Genomic DNA, 19,343 nt, shown 5'->3' on the forward strand with positions numbered 1-19,343 from the left:
AACCGCCTAGTCCAGCCAGTCAGGCACATGTTCGGCGGCCATGATCGCCGCCGGTTCAATCCGCTCTGCCACCACTGCAAATCTGTCACCATCAACCAGCACCTCTGGCACTAATGGGCGGCTGTTATAGGTATTGGCCATCGTCGCGCCATAGGCGCCGGCGGTCCGAAATATACATAGGTCGTCCGTCTCCACTTTGTCCACCACTCGTTCTTTCGCGAAGATATCACTACTCTCGCAAATCGGACCAACAACAGAAGCCGACATGGTTTCACCCGTTGGTTTAACTGCTTCAAAATGGTGCCACGCATCGTAAATAGCGGGGCGCATCAAATCGTTCATCGCCGCATCGACAATAACGAAATCGCTGTTCACTCCGGGTTTGATCCTGATCACCTTCGTCATCATGATACCGCTATTGCCTGCAATCACACGCCCCGGTTCGAACATCAAAGTAACATCCCAACCCTTCGTAACCCGCGCAACCATCGCGCCATATTCAGCCGGGCTAGGCGGATCTTCCTCTGGCCTATAGGGAACACCAAGGCCGCCGCCTAAATCAACATGGGTTATTTCATGACCCGCCTCTCGTAAATCACCGAGCAGTTGGCCAATGCGGGTATAGCACTTCTCAAGCGGATCGAGATTTTGTAACTGGCTGCCAATATGAACCGCGATACCGCGCAGGTCCAATCCTTCCAGCTTTGACAGGCGCGCAAAAATATCCGGCGCCACATCAATCGCTACACCGAACTTATTCTCCGCCTTGCCAGTAGATATTTTCGCATGTGTCCCAGCATCGACATCAGGATTAACCCGAAGCGTCGTCGGTGCACGTTGCCCCCTAGCAGCAGCGATTTCCGCCAGCATCTGCCCCTCTTCTTCGGACTCAAGGTTAAACTGACCAATGCCTTTTTCTAAGCCCAATTCCAGTTCTGCGCGACTTTTGCCAACGCCGGAAAAAACAATATCTTCTGCCTTCATCCCCGCCGCCAACGCGCGTTCCAACTCTCCTCCAGAGACGACATCCGCTCCATATCCCTGATTCGCCAGAATTTTTAGCACCGCCAGATTGGGATTGGCTTTAACGGCAAAGGCCAGGTGAACTTTTCCAGCGGCCTTCAATCCTTCCCGGAATACGCGGGCATGGCGCTCCAATGTTGCGCGGGAATAGACATAAACCGGCGTGCCAACTTGTGCCGCAATATCCGGAAGTGCGACATCTTCGGCATACAACACGCCGTCTTTCAGTTGAAAATGATCCATTAAATGGGGCTTTCAGATATGTAAATTAAGCAGAAATTGGTTGAAAACGACGTTAGCCGGTCGGCGGCAAGTCGAATTTGTCATCTTGCCTTGTCTCCGACCGGCGGAGCAGTTCATCGCTTCGCTCAGGCTGAGCCTGACTGGATGGCGTCATCAACTCCTGGGCAGTTGGTTTTTCGGCCTCACCATAAGCAGGTGGCGGCAGCGATTCCCCTTTTGCAGGCACAAGATCACCGCGGTTGCCACAGGCAGAGAGAATCATAAGCGCAGCAAAAGCCACAATTTTCCGGTATTTTGTCATACGCGATCCGTTTGCTCCAGCATCTTGATTTGCTGTCTTACCTGCTCCGGTGCAGTTCCGCCATAGCTGGTGCGGCTGGCAACGGAACCCTCGACGCTCAAATCCGGCATGTCGTAGCCCTTAACCCGGGCATCTATCGCAGCAAGATCCGCAGCACCAAGGTCGGCCAGATCGCATCCGCGCTCTTCGCACAGCTTCACAGCCGCGCCAGTGATATGATGGGCCTCACGGAACGGAATATTGATCTCTCGCACCAACCAGTCTGCAAGATCGGTCGCGGTGGAGAAGCCGCTATCGGCAGCCGCGCGCATACGCTCCGGTACAAAGGTCACGCTTTCGACAATGCCGGTCATCGCTGCAAGCGAAAGACCGAGCAGGTCATGCGCTTCAAACACTGGCGGTTTATCGTCCTGCATATCCTTTGAATAGGCGAGCGGCAGGCCTTTCATCGTCATCATCAATGCGTTCAGGCATCCGACAATCCGGCCCGAATGTCCGCGAACCAGTTCGGCAGCGTCGGGATTACGTTTTTGCGGCATGATAGAGCTGCCCGTTGACCATTCGTCGGACAGTTTAACAAACCCGAAGGGCTGTGATGCCCAGATGATGATTTCTTCGGCCAGACGTGACAGATGCAGCGCCGTTTGGGATGCAGCCATGAGATAGTCGAGCGCGAAATCCCGATCCGATACGCTGTCCATCGAGTTTGTAGTCGCACCGTCAAAATCCAAAGCCGCCGCCGTGAGTTGCCGGTCATTGGGAAAGCCGGTTCCCGCAAGAGCCGCCGCGCCAAGCGGACATTGGTTCAAACGCTCTCTCGCTGCTGAAAAGCGGCTGCTGTCACGCGCGAACATCTCATGATAGGCAAGAAGATGATGGCCCATGGTGATAGGCTGTGCGACCTGCAAATGGGTGAAGCCGGGCATGATCGTATCCGCCTGCTCCTTGGCGCGGGCGATCAATGCGTCGCGCAAATTGTTCAGGCCAGCTGAAACGTCATCCATCGCATCGCGCACCCACAAGCGGAAAGAGGTCGCCACCTGATCATTTCGTGATCGCGCGGTATGCAGACGACCGGCGACCGGACCGATTATTTCAGTCAGCCGCGCTTCGATTGTCATGTGGATGTCTTCCAGATCGAGATTCTCGGGAACACCATCTGCTTCATATTCCTGGGCGATCTGATTGAGGCCGTCTATAATTTGGTCCGCGTCTTTCTCTTCGACAATGCCCTGGGTGGACAACATGGAGACATGAGCGAGTGATGCGCGAATATCCTGCCGCCATAATCGCTTGTCGAACGGGATGGAGGCGTTTATCTCGCGCATGACGGATGACGGGCCATCGGCAAAACGGCCGCCCCACATCTGGTTGGAACTCTGATTGGAATCTGATGTGCGATTAGTGATACGATTATTCCTGTTTCTGTGTTTGCCTGCGATTCTTGCCGCTTGTGATAGCCAATCCGGCGATAAGCAATCTGACGGAGCGGGGCAAGTCAATGATGATATGGAACAGATGGAGTCTGTCGAGGGAGAAAGCGGTTTGTCCGGCAAGCTCGACATATCGCAGCGCGGCTCACCAATGTTGGAAACCCCCTTCACGGCCCCGGATGGCGCGACTGTGCGCCTCTCGGACTTCGCTGGAAAGCCCCTTCTGGTAAACATCTGGGCGACATGGTGCGCGCCTTGCGTGGTGGAGATGCCGATGTTGGACAAGTTGGCAGCGCGGGAAAAAAGCCGGCTGCAAGTGCTGGTCGTTTCGCAGGATCTGGAAGGCCCCAAAAAAGTGGAGCCTTTTTTTGCCAAGGCTGATTTTGCCGAGCTTGAACCCTATACCGACCCCGAAAACGGCCTGAGCTTCGGATTCGGTTCCGGCCTGATGCCGACAACCGTGCTCTATGATGCCAGCGGCAAGGAAGTCTGGCGGGTGATCGGTGCGATGGACTGGGACGGCCCACGCGCAGCGACACTGATGGAAGAAACGCTTTCCAGTAAGTAGTGATTATTCCCCGCTAGGGCGGGAATCCAGCTATCTAGACCTTGCTAAAGAAGTAAGCCGGATTCCCGCCTTCGCGGGAATGACGGTGGCGTTTGAGCTAGACCGCTTTCAATAGGCCATCCATTTTTCCAGAGTCTCGTGGAAATAGCGCATCCGGCTTTCCTGCCCTGCCAGATAGTCGCGCTTATATCCTCTGGAATGCAGTCCCTTTTGCTGCTGGCTCCAAATCGCAACGTCCTGGTCGATCGCCGGTCCTGCCGACACCTCGCCCGCTTTGCCCTGTTTGTGAGCGACGGGTTCATCTATCGATGTCATCGCTTTTATCGACTGCGAATAATATTCCGTCACCCCTTTGGGGAACAGGGTCATATACCACATGTCGAAATAGCATTTTTCGGGGTCCGATTCATGCGGCCGCGCGCGGAGCCAGATATTGCCGTCGGGTTTCAGGCTGAACGACAGATTCGGAAAAATCGTATAATGCCAGTGATCGGTTAGCTGCGCGTCGTGATAATTGGAAAAATCAAAACCCTTTTTCTCACCCAGAAGCCGTTTTTGCTTTTGCAGATCCAGCCGGATATTCGATGTCTTGCCATAGCGATATTGTTCGGGGTCCATTTCCCAGAACTCCAGCTCTTCCTTCATCGAAGCCAGCGTTTCCTTTTCCCCGCCCTTTATACTGGCCGCCGGAATCGCGCCGGGCATCAACATCCGGCAATGCCCCTCGTCATAATGGTCAAACTGGCTGTTCCGGTAAGAATATTCCATCACGAACTTGGTTTCGGGATGAACGAACGGAACATGGTACGATTCGCTGAAATTATCCTGAACCAGCTTCCAGTTAAAATCCCCTTCGATCGTTACCCAGAGCGTGCGGGTCATTTCTTCCATGGGATAGCTGTCGATCTGGTCCGCAATCGGGCCGAGATATTCTTTCAGCGGCGCACAATTCTCGTCCATATTATACCAGACAAACCCGGCCCAGCTTTCGCTTGGTATTTCGACCAGATTCAATTTACCGCAAGGGCTTCCCTGCGGAAAATCCGCTTCATCGGGGACGAACCGTAATGTCCCGTCCATGTCATAGGCCCAGCCGTGATAAGGACAGGTCAGCCTTTTCGCATTGCCGCATCTGTCGGGCACCAGTTCCATTCCGCGGTGCTGGCACACATTGTAAAAGGCCCTGACTTTTCCATCCTTGCTCATCGTGCAAATGATGGATTCGCGGCCCAGTTCGGTCGTTACATAGTCGCCGGGTTTTTGTAATTCCTTGGACAGGCACGCAATCTGCCACGTTTTCGTCCAGACCTTTTCCCATTCCCGGTCCATAAACTCCCGCGAATAATAACGGTCCGTGGTGATCGGCGTGTTTTTGAATACAGGCTCTGGCTGCTTGGAAATATCCGCTACCGGACGTTTCAGATCACGCTGTTCTACTATGCTCGCCATAATGCCTATCCTCTATTTTATTTTATCCTGCTTTTTTCAGCCGCCAAAATGGTCATAAGATGCGTCCGCATCGCCGCGCTTGCCAAAGACCATGTCACCGGGGCTGGCGCGGTCCCACGCATCGGTGCACGGAACATTGCTGTTCCAGTCGTAAACCGCATGGCGGCTGCTGATTTTCCAGACACAGTCCCGTCGCTCGAACTTGTCGAGATAACGCCCTGCGGCTATCATCTGCTGCTGCTCGCCATTGTGCGTGAGGGCGTGGGAGGCAATGAAATAGCTCTCCCCGCTGGCCGAATCGCCGTCCACCTCGATCAATATCTGCCCGATAAAATGCTGGGTGCGCTCCATGCTGTGAAGCACCGGCATGACCCATGTGACAAATTCGTCAATCGAACCGCGAAAGGAACCGTGGTCGTCATGGGCATCTGCGTGAAACTGCTCTTTCAGGAGCTTTTCATCACATCGGTCAATGGCCCTCGCCGTTCGGGCAACCAGCTCCATACAGGCCTGCTTGTCAGCCAAGGTTGCAAGGCTGGTCATAGTTTCAACATTAAGAGTGCTCATTGGCATTCATCCTCTACCTGAACAAAATGAACCCCATTTGGGCTGGCAGGGACACTCCTAGAACTAATAGGCTTGGAGCTAATGATATGCTGGAGATGAAGTTAATTCCTAAAGCACCGTCATGCTGAACTTGTTTCAGCATCCATCGTGCCTTTTAGAACGGCAGTATTTGGGTCACGATGGACCCTGAAACAAGTTCAGGGTGACGATTTAGGATGACGGTGAGGAGTGAAGGTGACTTCAGGCCCGCCATAATAATATCCGGCTACCCGCATCGATCCATTCGCCGTTCAGAAATATCCGCTTCATGCCCCACTGTCACTTTCGGTGATTAACGTCACCGGCTTTATGCGCCATCCTCTTGAAAAAATATAATGATGTGGAGAGAAGCGTATGGCGATCCGTTCTGTGCAAGAGAAGCTTCAGGAGTTGCTCGACAAAGAGGAGATCTTTGCGCTGTCCTCCACTTATATGCGCGGGCTTGACCGGCTGGATGCTGATCTGGTTCGCAGTGTCTATCATGATGATGCCACGGATGATCGCGGATTTTTTCAGGGTGGTCCGGACGCGTTTGTCCAATTTGCGATGCAGGCGCTCGCCGGTCATAAAGCCAATCATCACATGCTGGGTCAGGCCAGTATCGATGTCGAAGGCGATGTCGCTTTCGGGGAAATCTATTTTCAGGCCTATCACCGGACCATTGAAGATGGCGCGGAAATGGATTTCGTTGTCATCGGCCGCTATGTCGACCGCTATGAAAAGCGCGATGGCTGCTGGAAAATAGCGCATCGCAGCGAGCTCAACGATGCCTGCTGGTCGCATCCGGCGAGCGACGACTGGTTCCAATCCACACCCAATGCCTTGCGCGGCGCACGCGCAGCTGACGACCTGTCATCCAAAAGAGACGTTCTGAGAACATTATAGGAGTTTGATATGGCCACTATCCAGACAAAAAGCGCCCCCGGCACAGCGCGCTGCGAAGGACCTTCAACCCGCGACATCATCCTGAAAGACGATCACAAGGCCCCCGGTGTCATTACCGAGGAAAGCTATCGCTACCTGGGCGACGAGGATGTGGATTATGCGGCTTATTATAGCGAGGAAGTCCATAGGCTTGAAATGGATAAAATGTGGCCCGAAACATGGCTGTTTGCGTGCCGCGAGGAACATATCCCAAATCCGAAAGACAGCCATGTCTTTGACGTAGGCGATTATTCGGCCCTGATCATCCGGCAAAATGACGGGTCGATCAAAGCGTTTATCAATAGCTGCAAACATCGCGGAATGCAGTTGCAGGAAAACGGCACAAGCGATTCCCTGAAAGTCATACGCTGCCCGTTCCATGGCTGGACCTGGGGAACGGACGGCAAGTTGATGAGCATCCCGTGCGCGTGGGATTTCCCGCATGTCGATAATGCGGAATATGCGCTTGATGAAATCGCGGTGGATAGCTGGGGCGGCTTTGTCTTCGTCAATTTTTCTTCCAGTGCGCCGCCGCTGATGGATTATCTGGATGTTCTGCCCCGGCAATTTGCCGACTGGCCGATGCAGAATCGCCATCTGGTCTTGCATATCCAGAAAACACTGCCCGCGAACTGGAAAATGGCGCAGGAGGCCTTTCTGGAAGCCTATCATGTGCTGGCCACCCATCCACAGGGACTGGCGAGCGCGGGGGATGCCAATGCCCAATATGATATCTGGGGCGATCATATCAGCCGCTTTGTCCATACCATCGGAACGCGCAGCCCGCATTTGAAAGGGGAAGGATCAGAAGCAGAGATTCTAAAAGCCCTTGGCGGCGATGATCTGGGCCTCACGCTTGAGGAAGGCGATACGGCGCGGCGCGTGTTTTCAGAGCATTTGCGCTCCACCCTGGGAAAAGAAATGGGCGTTGATCTGTCCGGAGTTTCGACCAGCGAAATGATCGATTCGATCGAATATCATTGTTTCCCCAATTTCATGATTTTCCCCGGCATCAGCCTGCCGATGGTATATCGTTTCCGGCCGGACGGGGACAATGTCGATCAATCCATATTCGACCTTATGTTCCTGTCACTGACGCCCGAAGGCACCACCCCGCCCAAAGCGCCCGAGCCGGTAAAGATCGGCATCGAAACATCCTATACAGAGGTTGAAGGGATGAGCCCGCGGCTTGGTCATATTTACGATCAGGACACAAGCAACCTTGCCCGCCTGACCAAAGGTATCAAGGCCAGCCGCAAAAAGGGGCAAACGCTGGGCAATTATCAGGAAGTCCGCATCCGTCAGGTTCGCCAGACGCTGGACAAATATCTGTCTGCCTGAACAGGCCGGGTTAAACAGGCCGAACGGCCGGGGATTATTTCCCGGCCGGAAAGAACCCGTAATAGGGATCTTCGGGAAAACGGCTGCCCCGGGTCTTTAGCCTGCCATATAGGTCGCCGTCCCAGCGCGCTGTGGATGGGCCATTGCGGTTCCAGTCCATCACATAGACCCGTTCCATGATGCGCCATTCGTCGCCGCGCCTGGTCATGCGGTCAAGATAGCGGCCGCCGACCACCATTTCTATGTCGCCATTCCCGTCCGGGGCCGGGAGCTGGTGATAGGCCACGCAATAGCTTTGCACCTTTGCTTCATCACCGCGCAATTCGATCAGGTGGCTTCCGATATTGTGCATGGTGGAATGCATCGCTTTAAGGGCCGGTATCAACGTCTCGCAAAACTCCATGGCATTGCCGGAAAACGTGCCATGGTCATCGGTCCCGTCCGGCCAATATGCGGATTTGAGCATTTCCAGATCACAGCGGTCAACGCCGTGGGAATAACGGACCAGAACGTCATAAATAGCCTGTTTGTCGATACAATCCTGTAGCGCTTTTTCCATGAAACTCTCCTGCTTGTCCCGGAACCTTGTTCGTTTCTGTTCCGATAATGGCCAAGCATAGAGGCCATGCGAATGACTTAGCTTTTCTCTAAAATGATAGTGATTTCTTAGTGTGAATTCGGTGCCCCACTATTCTGGGACATTGCACTCTGGCGGAATTTGGGTCGCTCGTCCCCCGGACGGCTTTGATCCCAAAAAATGGTGGGCGATGACGGGCTCGAACCGCCGACATCTTCGGTGTAAACGAAGCGCTCTACCAACTGAGCTAATCGCCCTTCTATGGGTCGTGCCATGAAGCGTTCGGGGCCATTGCCAAATCATGACGGCTTTGGCAAGCAACTTTCCGCACGGAGTTTGCAAAATCTGTGAATCGGACCAGCACGGAGTCGCTACGCCGGAACAGTTTTTGCTCTCTCCTCTTCCCGTCTTTGACTACGTTTTTGTGACATGTTTTGCTCTGGCCTTGAAATAACGGAAGCTCCGCGATTCGATGCCTATACCTGTTTATCCACAGGATTTTTTCTTTATTTTTCAATATAGTAATAGGTTAGTGCGCATTTCTCGCATGTTGCCGTGTCAATCTAATTATTTCATTTTTTTTACATCCGCAGCCTTGCTCGACTCACTCGGGGGGGCTTATCTACAGGCAACGGTTGGTGGCCACGGATGCAATTTCCTGGCCTCTGTGACATTGGAAATAGCATCGTTGGGAACTGGTTTCCGGCTTTGGATTTCTATGCCCATTGATCCCTTTGGCTGGGGATCAGACGGGAATGCGGGAAACTATGGTTCGGGAATGCGCTTTTGCATTGCCGCTGATATGAGGTAATTCGGGGGATGTTAGTGGCTCAAGGTTCAGATGAGGTTGGCGAGAAACACGCCATAGAAGCAGCAATTAACGTGGCCGCCAATCTGGCGACCCAAAAGCCTGAAAACCAGGATGAGGTTGAAACCCGTCTGGCGGATACATGGCATGTAATATGTGCCGGACTGCGCCGCGATCTGGGTGCCCAGATTTTTGGCCAGTGGATCAAACCGATCAAATTGTCCCGATTCGATTCGGCCAGCGGCGAACTGCAAGTCGTTCTGCCATCGGAATTTGCCGCCAACTGGGTGCGCGACCGCTATGCCGAGCGCCTGCTGCTCGCGTGGAAGGCCCATTATGACGCCGTTAAAAAAATAACCTTCACAGCAAAGGCCGGTAGCGCCCGAATCGCACAGGTGAAGAAGAACAACGCCGTCCCTCTGCACGAAACCTCGGACGCGCCTTGCGGGAAGTTCCGGCTGGATCTTGATCCGCGCATGACCTTTGACGAATTTATTGCCGGGCATAGCAATGTGCTGGCGCTCAACGCGTCGCAGCGCATGGCCTCTCCGGAAAAGCCGCTGTTCAGCCCGCTATATCTGCAATCCTCCACCGGTCAGGGCAAGACCCATTTGATGCACGCCATTGGCCATGCTTACCGCGCCGAATTTCCGGACGCACGGGTCATCTATATGTCGGCGGAACGCTTCATGATCGAATTTGTATCGGCCATGCGCCGTAACGAGGCCATGGAGTTCAAAGCATCCCTGCGCGATGCGGACCTTTTGATGATTGATGATATTCAATTCATCGTCGGCAAAAACTCCACGCAGGAAGAATTTCTCCATACAGTTGATTCGCTTATCAGCCGCGGAAAGCGCGTAGTCGTTGCCGCAGACCGTCCGCCGCAGGCTTTGGACGGGGTTGACCAGCGGCTTTTGTCACGGCTGTCGATGGGGCTGGTTGCCGATATTCAATCGGCCGGGCTGGAACTGCGCCGCGATATATTGCAGCACCGCCTTGCAAGCATGCCGCATCAGGACGTGCCAGAAGATGTGGTCGAATTTCTGGCCCGCACCATCAGCCGCAACCTGCGCGAACTGGAGGGCGGCCTCAACAAGCTGCTCGCCTATTCGCAGCTTACCGGACGCCCGATCACCAAGGAGCTGGCCGAAGAACAATTGTCCGATATATTAAGCGCCTGTCGTCGCCGGATCACGATTGACGAAATCCAGCGCACCGTGTGCGAATATTACCGGCTTGACCGTAACGAGATGTCGTCAAAACGCCGCGCCCGCGCGGTTGCCCGTCCCCGTCAGGTGGCAATGTATCTGGCCAAGGTGATGACCCCGCGAAGCTATCCCGAAATTGGCCGGAAATTCGGTGGCCGGGATCACAGCACCGTCATCCATGCCGTGAAGCTGGTCGAGCAATTACGCGGCGAGGATACGGAAATGGACAATGACGTCCGGATGCTGCTGCGCCAGCTTGAGAGTTGATCCCACAGTTTTCAGCTCAGACCGCTGATTAGAAACGTGGGTTCGACAGGCTCACCACTAACGGTCACTTAGTTAACTGATCGGGATATTTGCCTAACAAGGCTCATCGCCAAGTTCAAAAATCGTCATTCCCGCGCAGGCGGGAATGACGGTGATTGGTTAGGACGGGGCCAGATGTCCGTTGTGCCCCAGTCCTCATTTCTTCTCGGGAGCAACCGAGATTCTGACCCGCTCGCCGCTGTTTCCGGGGAAATTGGTAAACATCGCTTCCACCAGGTTTGGCACCAGGTAGGTCAGGTTCTTCGACCGCGACTTGGCTTCTGCCGTCCCTTCGAAAAGGCGCTCGCCATCGGCGGCCCGCTCAATCTTCATGTCCAGTTGCGCGGTGTAAACCGTAAAGCTGCGTACTCCGCCATAGCCATTGAAGCCATAACCACCGAACAGGAACGGATCGTAATAGCCATTAAGATAACGGTAGCGACTATAATAGCCCTGCCCGTAAAAGCCCGGCCTATAGAAAGGATCATAATCGGTAACGACCTTTTCCCGGCCATTATCGATGTCATACTCCATGCTGACAATCAATTCTGCGCCAGCAGGATCTTCGCTAAGCGCATAGCCCAGATCAACCATCTGCTGCTCAACCAGATCGGCATATTGGCCGAATTCTATCCCGCCAGCCAGCTCAGGATCGGATGAAACCACTGCAAAGCTTTGCCCCTGCGGGACTGGCAGAGCCTGAAAGCGCTGCACATCAGCCCGGAAAGGCGTCGCACATGCACCAAGCGCAAGAACAGCAAGCGGCGCCAATAGCGTCAATTTTATGTTCTTTGGAGCTTTAAGCTGGGGCATTGTCATGTTCATTCCTTCACCATATGCACACCGGACTAACTATCCGGCATCTATAAATATAATAATATATTCATGCTGAACCACCATTGAACGACAAATCAAGGCAGTTCGTCTTGGTTCATCCGTTTCGGATGTTCATTTTTTGACGGTCTATCTGGCGCCATTTTACCAATAATACACCATAAAGCCCTTAAAACAAAACCTTATCCCTTACGGTCTTTTCCGGCAGGAATGGCTGCGCGCCATATTGCCTCCGGAAAGGACCATGATCTGTTCGACTTCCATCCACTTTGCAAACTAACCATTGGCCGAACTCACCGTTAGTGTTTGATATTATTTGGAAAGAATGTTCAAAATGCTGGAAGCCCCCGATATGTTTGAAGCTGAGATTTTGGAAGAAAGTGTTACCGATATGAATGAATTGGCGGCGGGCGACATGTGGGGCGGCCAGATATTACTGGTTTCAGACGATAGCCACCTGCGCGCGCTTTATAGCCATGCCATTGAATTGCTGGGCGGTCGCTGCGCCTTGCTGAACATGAATTTCAAAAGCGATGACCTGTCGCAGCGGATGAATGTCGCAGCCGTTATCGTTCAGGTGAGCGAATGGAATGAGGACCGGCAAGCGGCGCTCAGAACGGCCGAACAATATTGCGAAACGTCTGGCCTGCCCTTGTTGATCCGGACCGATCTGGATCTGCTCGACGCTGTTTTGGGCGCAGTCACCTATGAGCATGTCGAACATCTGCTCAGCGACAATATCGCCGAACTATACGTCGCTTTGGAACATAGAACCCGGCAGTATGCGGGCACCATGTTCGCGGACCGCGATGAAATCGACCTGACCGACCTCAAGAAAATATCCGCTGATGTGGAACGTATAGCAAGGGCGCTGGTGAAGCTATCGGGGCCAGAGCATGCGGGCATGGACAGGCCACTTATCGCCAATCCGTTTCAGGAGCCTGATAGCGGCTCGCAGCTCCATGATCCTTCTGCCGGCTACATAGCAATGCCGTCGCTGGATAATATGCGGATCGGGAAGCCTATCGACATTACCCCGCAAAGCGATAGTCCGTCCCGCCCGGTAACTGCTGACGAGGTGCGCGGGCTTATCAAGGCGCGGCGGCTGCGCGATCAATATTTTGATGCCGAACTGTTTGCCGATCCGGCATGGGATATGCTCCTCGACCTCATGGCGGCGCGGCTGGAGGGCATAGAGGTCGCCGTATCCAGTCTGTGCATCGCAGCCAGCGTGCCGCCGACAACCGCGCTGCGCTGGATAAAAACCATGACAGAGGAACGGATATTCATCCGCAGGGCCGATGAACGGGACGGTCGCCGCATCTTCATTGAATTGAGCGACGATGCAACTGCAGCAATGGTCGGCTATTTCGCCATGATTCGCCGCAGCGGATTAATGATGGTTTGATTCTATCTGTCTGATTCGGGCAAAAGAAAACCCGCCAGAAACCGGGCGGGTGATTCTTTTATCTGATCCCGGCACTGGCCAGAATCATACAGCTTATCGCTTAACCGAGGGCAGCGAGCCGTTTTGTCAGGCGGCTGAATTTCCGTGAGGCCGTGTTTTTGTGGAACACACCGCGAGCAACACCGCGCGCCAGTTCCGGCTGAACATCAGCAAGAGCCGTGGTTGCAGCCGCTTTATCGCCCGCTTCCAGAGCCGCTTCAACCGATTTGATCTTCGTGCGAATCCGGCTGACACGGTTCTTGTTAATGGCCGTGCGGCTTGCGTTACGACGGATACGTTTCTTTGCTTGCGGCGTATTAGCCATGAATTTTCCTCAAAAACTGAAATGCTGAATAGCCGTATATCACAGAAGTAACACCGGCTTAAGTCGGCGGTCATTAGCTCTGTTGGTGATTCCCGTCAACCTTGGATTCCACCTGCCCCGCGCTTTATTGATAGCCCGCTTCGTCAGCTCTGGCATTTTTCGCAGTAAAATGTGGATCTGCCGCTATCCACTTTACGCATTATCGGCGCACCGCAGGCACATTTTTCTCCCTCACGCCCATAGACCAGCCATTGCTTTGAGAAATAACCAAGCTCGCCATCAGGCTTCACAAAATCGCGCAAAGACGATCCCCCGGCAGCAATGGCCGATTCCAGAACCTTTTTGATCGCGGATACCAGCCTGTCATAGCGCGGCCTTGAAATCCCGCCGCCCATCCGGCGCGGATCGATCCCGGCCATATAGAGCGCCTCACAGACATAGATATTACCGAGTCCCGCCACCACATGCTGATCCAGCAGCAATTGCTTGACCGGTGCCCTTCGGCCCTTTGTCGCGTTTTTCAGATAAGCTCCGTTAAATGCATCCCCCAAAGGCTCCGGACCCATTGCTGCAAAGGCGGGAAAGCTGTCCAGATCATCCAGCCGGACCAGGTCGAGCGAGCCAAAGCGGCGCGGATCGTTCAGGACCAGCCGGCGGTTTTCCTCTGTTTCCAATAGCAGATGATCGTGCTTTTCCAGCTCGCCCGGATCAATCCGCCAGCGGCCCGACATGCCAAGATGGAAAATCATCACATCGCCCCGGTCCGTCTCAATCAGCCCGTATTTCGCGCGCCGGGTGACCTGTGTGACCCGCGCGCCGGTCATGCGCTGGCGCAGGTCAACCGGAATCGGGCGGCGCAAATCGGCGCGGCGCGGCTCGACCAGTGTCAGCCTTTTGCCCTCCAGCACCGGTCGTAAACCCGCCACTGTTGTTTCAACTTCCGGTAATTCTGGCATGATGCTCCCAATGTTGCGCAAGATCACCCAATGCCGCTTTATCCCGTGCAGCCGCCATAGGGTGATTGCAGTGCCGCCAAGCGTCGTCTAATGCTTGTCGCTGAAAACCCGCTCCATATAGATAGGAGCGGATAATTCCAAGGGCGTGAGCAACCAATATATGACCGGAACCAAAACAGTCTCCTTCGGATATGAGGAAGTGGATGAAGATGAAAAAGTTGGCCGGGTCGGCCAGGTTTTTTCAAGCGTCGCCAGCAAATATGATGTGATGAACGATGCGATGAGCGCGGGCACGCACCGATTGTGGAAGAATCGCTTCGTCCGCCGGGTCAAGCCGCGCGAAGGGGAGGAAATCCTCGACATGGCCGGCGGCACCGGCGATATCGCCTTTCGCATGGTCGATAGCGGAGCCAATATCACGGTGGCCGATATCAACCCCGACATGCTGTCGGCAGGGCTGGACCGCGCCATTAAAATGGGCGAAGGGCGGCTGGTCTGGAGCGAGCAAAACGCCGAAGAACTGAACTTCCCCGACGCCCATTTCGATGCCTATACGATTGTGTTTGGCATCCGCAATGTCACCCATATCGAAAAAGCACTGGCCGAGGCTTACCGCGTATTGCGCTATGGCGGGCGGTTTTATTGCATGGAATTTTCCAAAACCCTGTGGCCCGGCTTTGACAAGGCATATAATTTCTATTCGCACCGCCTGCTCCCCAAAATCGGCAAAGCCGTTGCCGGTGACGAGGACAGCTATCGCTATCTTGCCGAATCCATCGACCGTTTTCCGCCGATGGAAACATTTCGCGCGATGATCGAGAATGCCGGTTTTTCCCAGACGAAGGTCGAGCCGATGATGGGCGGGCTGGTCGCTATACATAGCGGCTGGAAAGTCTGAGTATACAGCCGGTATGACATCATCTTTCACCCATATTTTTCGTCTGCTCAAATGGGGCCGCACGCTTGCCAAACATGGTGCGTTGCGGGACATGGAAAAGCATAAGGCAACGCCTGCGCCTGTCCGCCGCCTGTTCCGGATTGCGCGCCTTGGCACGTTCCAGCCCAAGAAACCGAATTATTCCGCCGCGCTACAGGCCATTGGCCCTGCCGCCATCAAACTGGGCCAGACACTGGCAACCCGGCCCGATATTATTGGCGAGGAAGCGGCAAAAGACCTTTTGCATTTGCAGGACAACCTGCCTCCTGTATCATTCGAGAGCATCAGGAACGAAATAGAGGCCAGCCTCGGCAAGCCGCTGGACACACTTTACAGCTATATTGACCCCGACCCTGTGGGCGCGGCTTCCATTGCGCAGGTCCACCGCGCCACCACCATTGAAGGGCGCGACGTAGCCGTCAAAGTGCTACGCCCCGGCATTATCAAGAAATTCGCCGCCGATATTGAAACCTATGAATGGGCGGCGGCCCATCTTGAAGCGATGGGCGGAGAGGCAAAGCGGCTAAGGCCCCAACTGGTCATCGCCAATTTCCGCCGATGGACAATGCGCGAGCTTGACCTGCGCCGCGAAGCTGCCTCCGCCTCCGAACTCGCAGAGCATGTTGCCAATGTGGAACTCTTCGAAGTGCCAGACATTGACTGGGACCGGACATCGGGCCGGGTCCTGACGCTCGACTGGGTCGACGGGATCAAGATTTCGCGCCGCGATGAGCTGATCGCTGCGGGCCATGACCTGAACGATATTGCCAACCGACTGGTCCACAGCTTTTTGAAACAGGCTATCGAGGCTGGCTACTTCCACGCCGACATGCACCAGGGCAATCTGTTTGTGAAGCCGGACGGCACGATCGTCGCGATCGACTTTGGCATCATGGGGCGGATCAACAAAAAGGCACGCTTCTGGTTAGCGGAAATTCTATATGGCCTGACCACGGGCAATTACCGCAGGGTCGCTGAAATCCATTTTGAAGCGCAATATGTGCCAGAGCATCACAGCCTGGAAGATTTCGCCACTGCCCTGCGTGCAGTCGGGGAACCCATGCGCGGCAAGCCGGTAAGCGAGCTTTCCGTCGGGGACATGCTCGACGGCCTGTTCGCCATTACCCGCGATTTCGACATGGAAACCCAGCCGCATTTGTTGCTACTGCAAAAAACCATGGTGATGGTCGAAGGCATTGCCACCGACCTTAACCCCGAAATCAACATGTGGGACACTAGCGGTCCCTATGTCAAAAACTGGATCCGTGACGAGCTGGGGCCAGAGGCCGCGATTGCCGACCGGATCAACACCGATCTCGACACCTTGCTGATGCTGCCCGATATTATCCGGCGGCTCGACCAGCAATTACCGCGCAAGGGCGGCGCGCCGCCCCCGCCCCCCATAGCCGATATCGAGCTGTTATGGGAAAGACGCGGGCGCGCCAAGGGCGGCGGCTTTTGGCGCTATGCCGGGACCGCACTGGTCGCGGCGGCGGCTGGCGCAGGGGCGGTCTGGATGGTAGTTAGCTGAAATGAGCCAAACTGATATGACCAAGCCCAAACATATCCTGTTAATCATCGGTGGCGGCATTGCCGCATATAAAGCGTCCGAACTGATCCGCCTGATTATAAAGGCGGGGATGACGGTGCGCTGTGTGCTGACCGATTCGGGGGCGCAATTTGTCACGCCGATGACTCTAGCCGCTTTGTCGGAAAATGAGGTCCACACGACCCTTTGGTCGCTGAAAGACGAGACGGAGATGGGGCATATCCAGCTCTCTCGTGAAGCGGACTTGGTCGTGGTCTGTCCAACGACGGCAAATCTGATTGCCAAAATGGCGGGCGGCATCGCCGATGATCTGGCGACGACATTATTGTTGGCAACCGATACAAGGGTGCTCGCCGCGCCAGCGATGAATGTCCGCATGTGGGATCATCCGGCGACCCGGCGAAATGTTGAACAGCTCCGCCGAGACGGCATCATCGTCATGGAGCCGGATGAAGGCGACATGGCTTGCGGCGAATATGGTCCCGGCCGTTTGCCGGAGCCACCTGCAATAATGGCAGAGATAATGGACCAGATTTGCAAAAGCAGTGCGGGAGCAAATCTGCTTGACGGGCAACCCGCTTTTGCTGGCGACCAGCATCGGCCGCTGCATGGCAAACATGTCCTTGTCACCGCTGGCCCAACACGCGAGCCGATTGATCCGGTGCGCTATATCGCCAACCGCTCCTCTGGCCAGCAGGGCTTTGCCATTGCGGCCGCCGCAGCCGAAGCAGGGGCTCGGGTCACCTTGGTCGCCGGGCCGGTAAACCTGCCGACACCCTCCGGCGTGGTGCGCGTGGATGTCGAGACAGCACTGGAAATGGAGGCCGCAGTATATGACGCCCTGCCCGCTGACGTTGCAGTCATGGTCGCGGCGGTCGCCGATTGGCGCGCAGACATACGCGCGGAGCAAAAGATAAAGAAAGAAAAAGGCGGCGCGCCAGCCCCGTTAAAAATGGTCGAGAATCCCGATATATTGGCAAGTCTTGGCACCCATGAACAGCGCCCCGGCCTGCTGATCGGCTTTGCTGCCGAGACGGAAAAGGTTGAAGAGCACGCCCGCGCAAAACTCGCCAAGAAAGGCTGTGACTGGATCGTTGCGAATGACGTATCCGGCGATGTCATGGGCGGCGCGGAAAATAGCGTGCAGATTGTCACCGCAGACAGCACCGAGATATGGAAGCGCCTTCCCAAACCGGAAGTCGCCCGGCGGCTGGTCGCAAAAATTATCGAAGAAATTTGAGGGACGAATGTTTGAACCGATTGAGATAGCCGTAAAACGGCTGGAAACAGCGGGTGACCTGCCCCTACCTTCCTATGAAACACCGGGATCGGCGGGCATGGACGTTCGCGCAGCCGAAGCCGCCAATATTGCGGCTGGCAAACGCGGCCTTGTCGGCACCGGCTTTGCCTTTGCCATTCCCGAAGGTTATGAAGTGCAAGTGCGCCCCCGCTCTGGGCTGGCCCTGAAACAGGGAATATCCGTACTCAATACGCCCGGCACCATCGACAGCGACTATCGCGGAGAGATTAAAGTGATCCTCGCCAATCTGGGGGATGAGGATTTTGTCATCGAACGCGGCGACCGGATTGCCCAGATCGTGGTATCTCCGGTGCAGCGCGGGAAGCTGGTCGAAGTCGCGGACCTGAACGAAACCGCCCGCGGTTCCGGCGGCTTCGGCTCCACAGGCATATAAGCACAGGACTGGTCTGGCCAAAACATGAGCATATTAACCGACGAGCAGCTTGACCGATATGCCCGCCAGATCGTGCTGAGAGACATTGGCGGTATTGGCCAGAAAAAGATTCTGGATGCCCATATCCTTATTATCGGAGCAGGCGGCATAGGCTGTCCGGCTATCCAGTATCTTGCGGCAGCCGGAATCGGTGCGCTCACCATCATTGATGATGACGTTGTGTCCTTGTCCAACCTTCAGCGCCAGATTCTATTCACCGTGAATGACATCGGCAAGCCCAAGGTAGAGGTCGCAAAAAAAGCGGCACAGGCGATTAACCCGGATGTCATTATAAATACAGTTAATCAGCGACTTAACGCGCAGCAATTCTCTGATGATGCAGCAACATTTTTCGGGCAATTTGATGCCATATTGGATGGCTCCGACAATTATCAGACCCGGCTATTGGTATCGGATTTTTCCCTCGCCCACCGCGTCCCGCTGGTATCCGCGGCCATCGGCCAGTTTCAGGGACAGCTTGGCATTTTTCGCGGGTGGGAGGATGACAAGCCCTGCTACCGATGCTTTGTCGGCGACGCGCTGGACCCCGATGATTGCGACAATTGTTCAGAAGTCGGCGTGCTGGGCGCGATGGTCGGCCTGATGGGAAGCTTTGCCGCGATGGAAGCCATTCGCGTCATCACCGGCTTTGGCGATGATCCAGCCGGAAAGTTGCAACTGTTCGATGGCCTGCGCCCCTCTATGCGTAGTATCAACCTGCCCAAAGATCCTGAATGTAAAAGCTGCGGCCCGCTGGCGGGCGGCTGAGTCT

The 19,343-nt window shown here is 54.9% G+C and carries 19 protein-coding genes and 1 tRNA gene; 10 read left to right on the forward strand and 10 right to left on the reverse strand.

Annotated features, from left to right (window positions below):
* Nucleotides 1-6: 6 nt before the first annotated feature.
* The 3 genes from lysA to argH are packed head-to-tail and all read right to left on the reverse strand — an operon-like array spanning nt 7 to nt 2,934.
* Entirely contained in the window at nt 7-1,266 is a 1,260-nt protein-coding gene (gene lysA / locus VIN76_RS09315) for a diaminopimelate decarboxylase (RefSeq protein ID WP_332041571.1), read from the reverse strand.
* Between the two features lie 52 nt (nt 1,267-1,318).
* The gene (locus VIN76_RS09320) at nt 1,319-1,567 is read right to left on the reverse strand and encodes a lipoprotein (RefSeq protein ID WP_332041572.1); all 249 of its coding nucleotides are present in this window, start codon (nt 1,565-1,567) and stop codon (nt 1,319-1,321) included.
* Entirely contained in the window at nt 1,564-2,934 is a 1,371-nt protein-coding gene (gene argH, locus VIN76_RS09325; protein ID WP_332041573.1) for an argininosuccinate lyase, read from the reverse strand. The genes VIN76_RS09320 and argH overlap by 4 nt, the downstream gene beginning before the upstream one ends.
* 28 nt (nt 2,935-2,962) lie before the next feature.
* Here argH and VIN76_RS09330 point away from each other — a divergent pair, with 28 nt between their 5' ends.
* Nucleotides 2,963-3,568, forward strand: a complete 606-nt coding sequence (locus tag VIN76_RS09330; RefSeq protein ID WP_332041574.1) for a TlpA disulfide reductase family protein — start codon at nt 2,963-2,965, stop codon at nt 3,566-3,568.
* Between the two features lie 108 nt (nt 3,569-3,676).
* Here VIN76_RS09330 and VIN76_RS09335 read toward each other — a convergent pair whose 3' ends face one another.
* Together VIN76_RS09335 and VIN76_RS09340 are read right to left on the reverse strand one after the other, a co-directional pair.
* On the reverse strand, nt 3,677-5,017 hold the full coding sequence (locus tag VIN76_RS09335; RefSeq protein WP_332041575.1) for an aromatic ring-hydroxylating dioxygenase subunit alpha: 1,341 nt from the start codon (nt 5,015-5,017) through the stop codon (nt 3,677-3,679).
* 36 nt (nt 5,018-5,053) lie between these two features.
* On the reverse strand, nt 5,054-5,584 hold the full coding sequence (locus tag VIN76_RS09340) for a nuclear transport factor 2 family protein (RefSeq protein ID WP_332041576.1): 531 nt from the start codon (nt 5,582-5,584) through the stop codon (nt 5,054-5,056).
* Between the two features lie 393 nt (nt 5,585-5,977).
* Between VIN76_RS09340 and VIN76_RS09345 the strand changes: the two genes are divergently transcribed.
* Both VIN76_RS09345 and VIN76_RS09350 read left to right on the forward strand, forming a co-directional pair.
* Nucleotides 5,978-6,508 carry a nuclear transport factor 2 family protein gene (locus tag VIN76_RS09345; RefSeq protein ID WP_332041577.1) on the forward strand — a complete coding sequence of 177 codons (531 nt, stop codon included), beginning with the start codon at nt 5,978-5,980 and terminating at the stop codon, nt 6,506-6,508.
* Between the two features lie 9 nt (nt 6,509-6,517).
* Complete coding sequence (locus VIN76_RS09350; RefSeq protein ID WP_332041578.1) at nt 6,518-7,888, forward strand: aromatic ring-hydroxylating dioxygenase subunit alpha; 1,371 nt, start codon at nt 6,518-6,520, stop codon at nt 7,886-7,888.
* 34 nt (nt 7,889-7,922) lie between these two features.
* Here VIN76_RS09350 and VIN76_RS09355 read toward each other — a convergent pair whose 3' ends face one another.
* Entirely contained in the window at nt 7,923-8,447 is a 525-nt protein-coding gene (locus tag VIN76_RS09355) for a nuclear transport factor 2 family protein (protein WP_332041579.1), read from the reverse strand.
* Nucleotides 8,448-8,646: 199 nt separating this feature from the next.
* A tRNA-Val gene (locus VIN76_RS09360) sits at nt 8,647-8,722 on the reverse strand.
* A gap of 562 nt (nt 8,723-9,284) precedes the next feature.
* Between VIN76_RS09360 and dnaA the strand changes: the two genes are divergently transcribed.
* Nucleotides 9,285-10,751 (forward strand): chromosomal replication initiator protein DnaA, encoded by a 1,467-nt coding sequence (gene dnaA / locus VIN76_RS09365; protein ID WP_414696330.1) that lies wholly within the window; start codon nt 9,285-9,287, stop codon nt 10,749-10,751.
* 195 nt (nt 10,752-10,946) lie between these two features.
* On the opposite strand, the gene VIN76_RS09370 is transcribed toward dnaA, so the two are convergent.
* Nucleotides 10,947-11,609 carry a DUF4136 domain-containing protein gene (locus VIN76_RS09370; RefSeq protein ID WP_332041580.1) on the reverse strand — a complete coding sequence of 221 codons (663 nt, stop codon included), beginning with the start codon at nt 11,607-11,609 and terminating at the stop codon, nt 10,947-10,949.
* 349 nt (nt 11,610-11,958) lie between these two features.
* Here VIN76_RS09370 and VIN76_RS09375 point away from each other — a divergent pair, with 349 nt between their 5' ends.
* Entirely contained in the window at nt 11,959-13,032 is a 1,074-nt protein-coding gene (locus VIN76_RS09375) for a hypothetical protein (RefSeq protein WP_332041581.1), read from the forward strand.
* A 100-nt stretch (nt 13,033-13,132) separates the two neighbouring features.
* Here VIN76_RS09375 and rpsT read toward each other — a convergent pair whose 3' ends face one another.
* Nucleotides 13,133-13,396, reverse strand: coding sequence for a 30S ribosomal protein S20 (rpsT, locus tag VIN76_RS09380; protein ID WP_332041582.1), 264 nt, complete (start codon nt 13,394-13,396; stop codon nt 13,133-13,135).
* A gap of 143 nt (nt 13,397-13,539) precedes the next feature.
* The gene (mutM, locus tag VIN76_RS09385; RefSeq protein WP_332041583.1) at nt 13,540-14,352 is read right to left on the reverse strand and encodes a bifunctional DNA-formamidopyrimidine glycosylase/DNA-(apurinic or apyrimidinic site) lyase; all 813 of its coding nucleotides are present in this window, start codon (nt 14,350-14,352) and stop codon (nt 13,540-13,542) included.
* A 160-nt stretch (nt 14,353-14,512) separates the two neighbouring features.
* On the opposite strand from mutM, the gene VIN76_RS09390 reads away from it, so the two are divergent.
* The 5 genes from VIN76_RS09390 to VIN76_RS09410 are packed head-to-tail and all read left to right on the forward strand — an operon-like array spanning nt 14,513 to nt 19,339.
* The gene (locus VIN76_RS09390; protein WP_332041584.1) at nt 14,513-15,250 is read left to right on the forward strand and encodes a class I SAM-dependent methyltransferase; all 738 of its coding nucleotides are present in this window, start codon (nt 14,513-14,515) and stop codon (nt 15,248-15,250) included.
* Between the two features lie 13 nt (nt 15,251-15,263).
* Entirely contained in the window at nt 15,264-16,820 is a 1,557-nt protein-coding gene (gene ubiB, locus VIN76_RS09395) for a 2-polyprenylphenol 6-hydroxylase (protein WP_332041585.1), read from the forward strand.
* A 16-nt stretch (nt 16,821-16,836) separates the two neighbouring features.
* On the forward strand, nt 16,837-18,078 hold the full coding sequence (coaBC, locus tag VIN76_RS09400; RefSeq protein WP_332041586.1) for a bifunctional phosphopantothenoylcysteine decarboxylase/phosphopantothenate--cysteine ligase CoaBC: 1,242 nt from the start codon (nt 16,837-16,839) through the stop codon (nt 18,076-18,078).
* Nucleotides 18,079-18,085: 7 nt separating this feature from the next.
* On the forward strand, nt 18,086-18,532 hold the full coding sequence (dut, locus tag VIN76_RS09405) for a dUTP diphosphatase (protein ID WP_332041587.1): 447 nt from the start codon (nt 18,086-18,088) through the stop codon (nt 18,530-18,532).
* Between the two features lie 24 nt (nt 18,533-18,556).
* Nucleotides 18,557-19,339, forward strand: coding sequence for a HesA/MoeB/ThiF family protein (locus VIN76_RS09410; RefSeq protein WP_332041588.1), 783 nt, complete (start codon nt 18,557-18,559; stop codon nt 19,337-19,339).
* The last annotated feature ends 4 nt before the right edge of the window (nt 19,340-19,343 follow it).

It is taken from the genome of Parasphingorhabdus sp., from assembly GCF_036568145.1.
In the GTDB taxonomy this organism is placed as follows: domain Bacteria; phylum Pseudomonadota; class Alphaproteobacteria; order Sphingomonadales; family Sphingomonadaceae; genus Parasphingorhabdus.

Excerpts from the sequence above, each read along its gene's own strand:
- VIN76_RS09345 (WP_332041577.1), top strand. The coding sequence starts at position 5,978 with ATGGCGATCCGTTCTGTGCAAGAGAAGCTTCAGGAGTTGCTCGACAAA.
- VIN76_RS09370 (WP_332041580.1), bottom strand. The coding sequence starts at position 11,609 with ATGACAATGCCCCAGCTTAAAGCTCCAAAGAACATAAAATTGACGCTA.
- VIN76_RS09350 (WP_332041578.1), top strand. The coding sequence starts at position 6,518 with ATGGCCACTATCCAGACAAAAAGCGCCCCCGGCACAGCGCGCTGCGAA.
- argH (WP_332041573.1), bottom strand. The coding sequence starts at position 2,934 with ATGTGGGGCGGCCGTTTTGCCGATGGCCCGTCATCCGTCATGCGCGAG.
- dut (WP_332041587.1), top strand. The coding sequence starts at position 18,086 with ATGTTTGAACCGATTGAGATAGCCGTAAAACGGCTGGAAACAGCGGGT.
- mutM (WP_332041583.1), bottom strand. The coding sequence starts at position 14,352 with ATGCCAGAATTACCGGAAGTTGAAACAACAGTGGCGGGTTTACGACCG.
- dnaA (WP_414696330.1), top strand. The coding sequence starts at position 9,285 with ATGTTAGTGGCTCAAGGTTCAGATGAGGTTGGCGAGAAACACGCCATA.
- VIN76_RS09390 (WP_332041584.1), top strand. The coding sequence starts at position 14,513 with ATGACCGGAACCAAAACAGTCTCCTTCGGATATGAGGAAGTGGATGAA.
- VIN76_RS09340 (WP_332041576.1), bottom strand. The coding sequence starts at position 5,584 with ATGAGCACTCTTAATGTTGAAACTATGACCAGCCTTGCAACCTTGGCT.
- VIN76_RS09355 (WP_332041579.1), bottom strand. The coding sequence starts at position 8,447 with ATGGAAAAAGCGCTACAGGATTGTATCGACAAACAGGCTATTTATGAC.
- VIN76_RS09375 (WP_332041581.1), top strand. The coding sequence starts at position 11,959 with ATGCTGGAAGCCCCCGATATGTTTGAAGCTGAGATTTTGGAAGAAAGT.
- VIN76_RS09335 (WP_332041575.1), bottom strand. The coding sequence starts at position 5,017 with ATGGCGAGCATAGTAGAACAGCGTGATCTGAAACGTCCGGTAGCGGAT.
- coaBC (WP_332041586.1), top strand. The coding sequence starts at position 16,837 with ATGACCAAGCCCAAACATATCCTGTTAATCATCGGTGGCGGCATTGCC.
- ubiB (WP_332041585.1), top strand. The coding sequence starts at position 15,264 with ATGACATCATCTTTCACCCATATTTTTCGTCTGCTCAAATGGGGCCGC.
- lysA (WP_332041571.1), bottom strand. The coding sequence starts at position 1,266 with ATGGATCATTTTCAACTGAAAGACGGCGTGTTGTATGCCGAAGATGTC.
- rpsT (WP_332041582.1), bottom strand. The coding sequence starts at position 13,396 with ATGGCTAATACGCCGCAAGCAAAGAAACGTATCCGTCGTAACGCAAGC.
- VIN76_RS09410 (WP_332041588.1), top strand. The coding sequence starts at position 18,557 with ATGAGCATATTAACCGACGAGCAGCTTGACCGATATGCCCGCCAGATC.
- VIN76_RS09320 (WP_332041572.1), bottom strand. The coding sequence starts at position 1,567 with ATGACAAAATACCGGAAAATTGTGGCTTTTGCTGCGCTTATGATTCTC.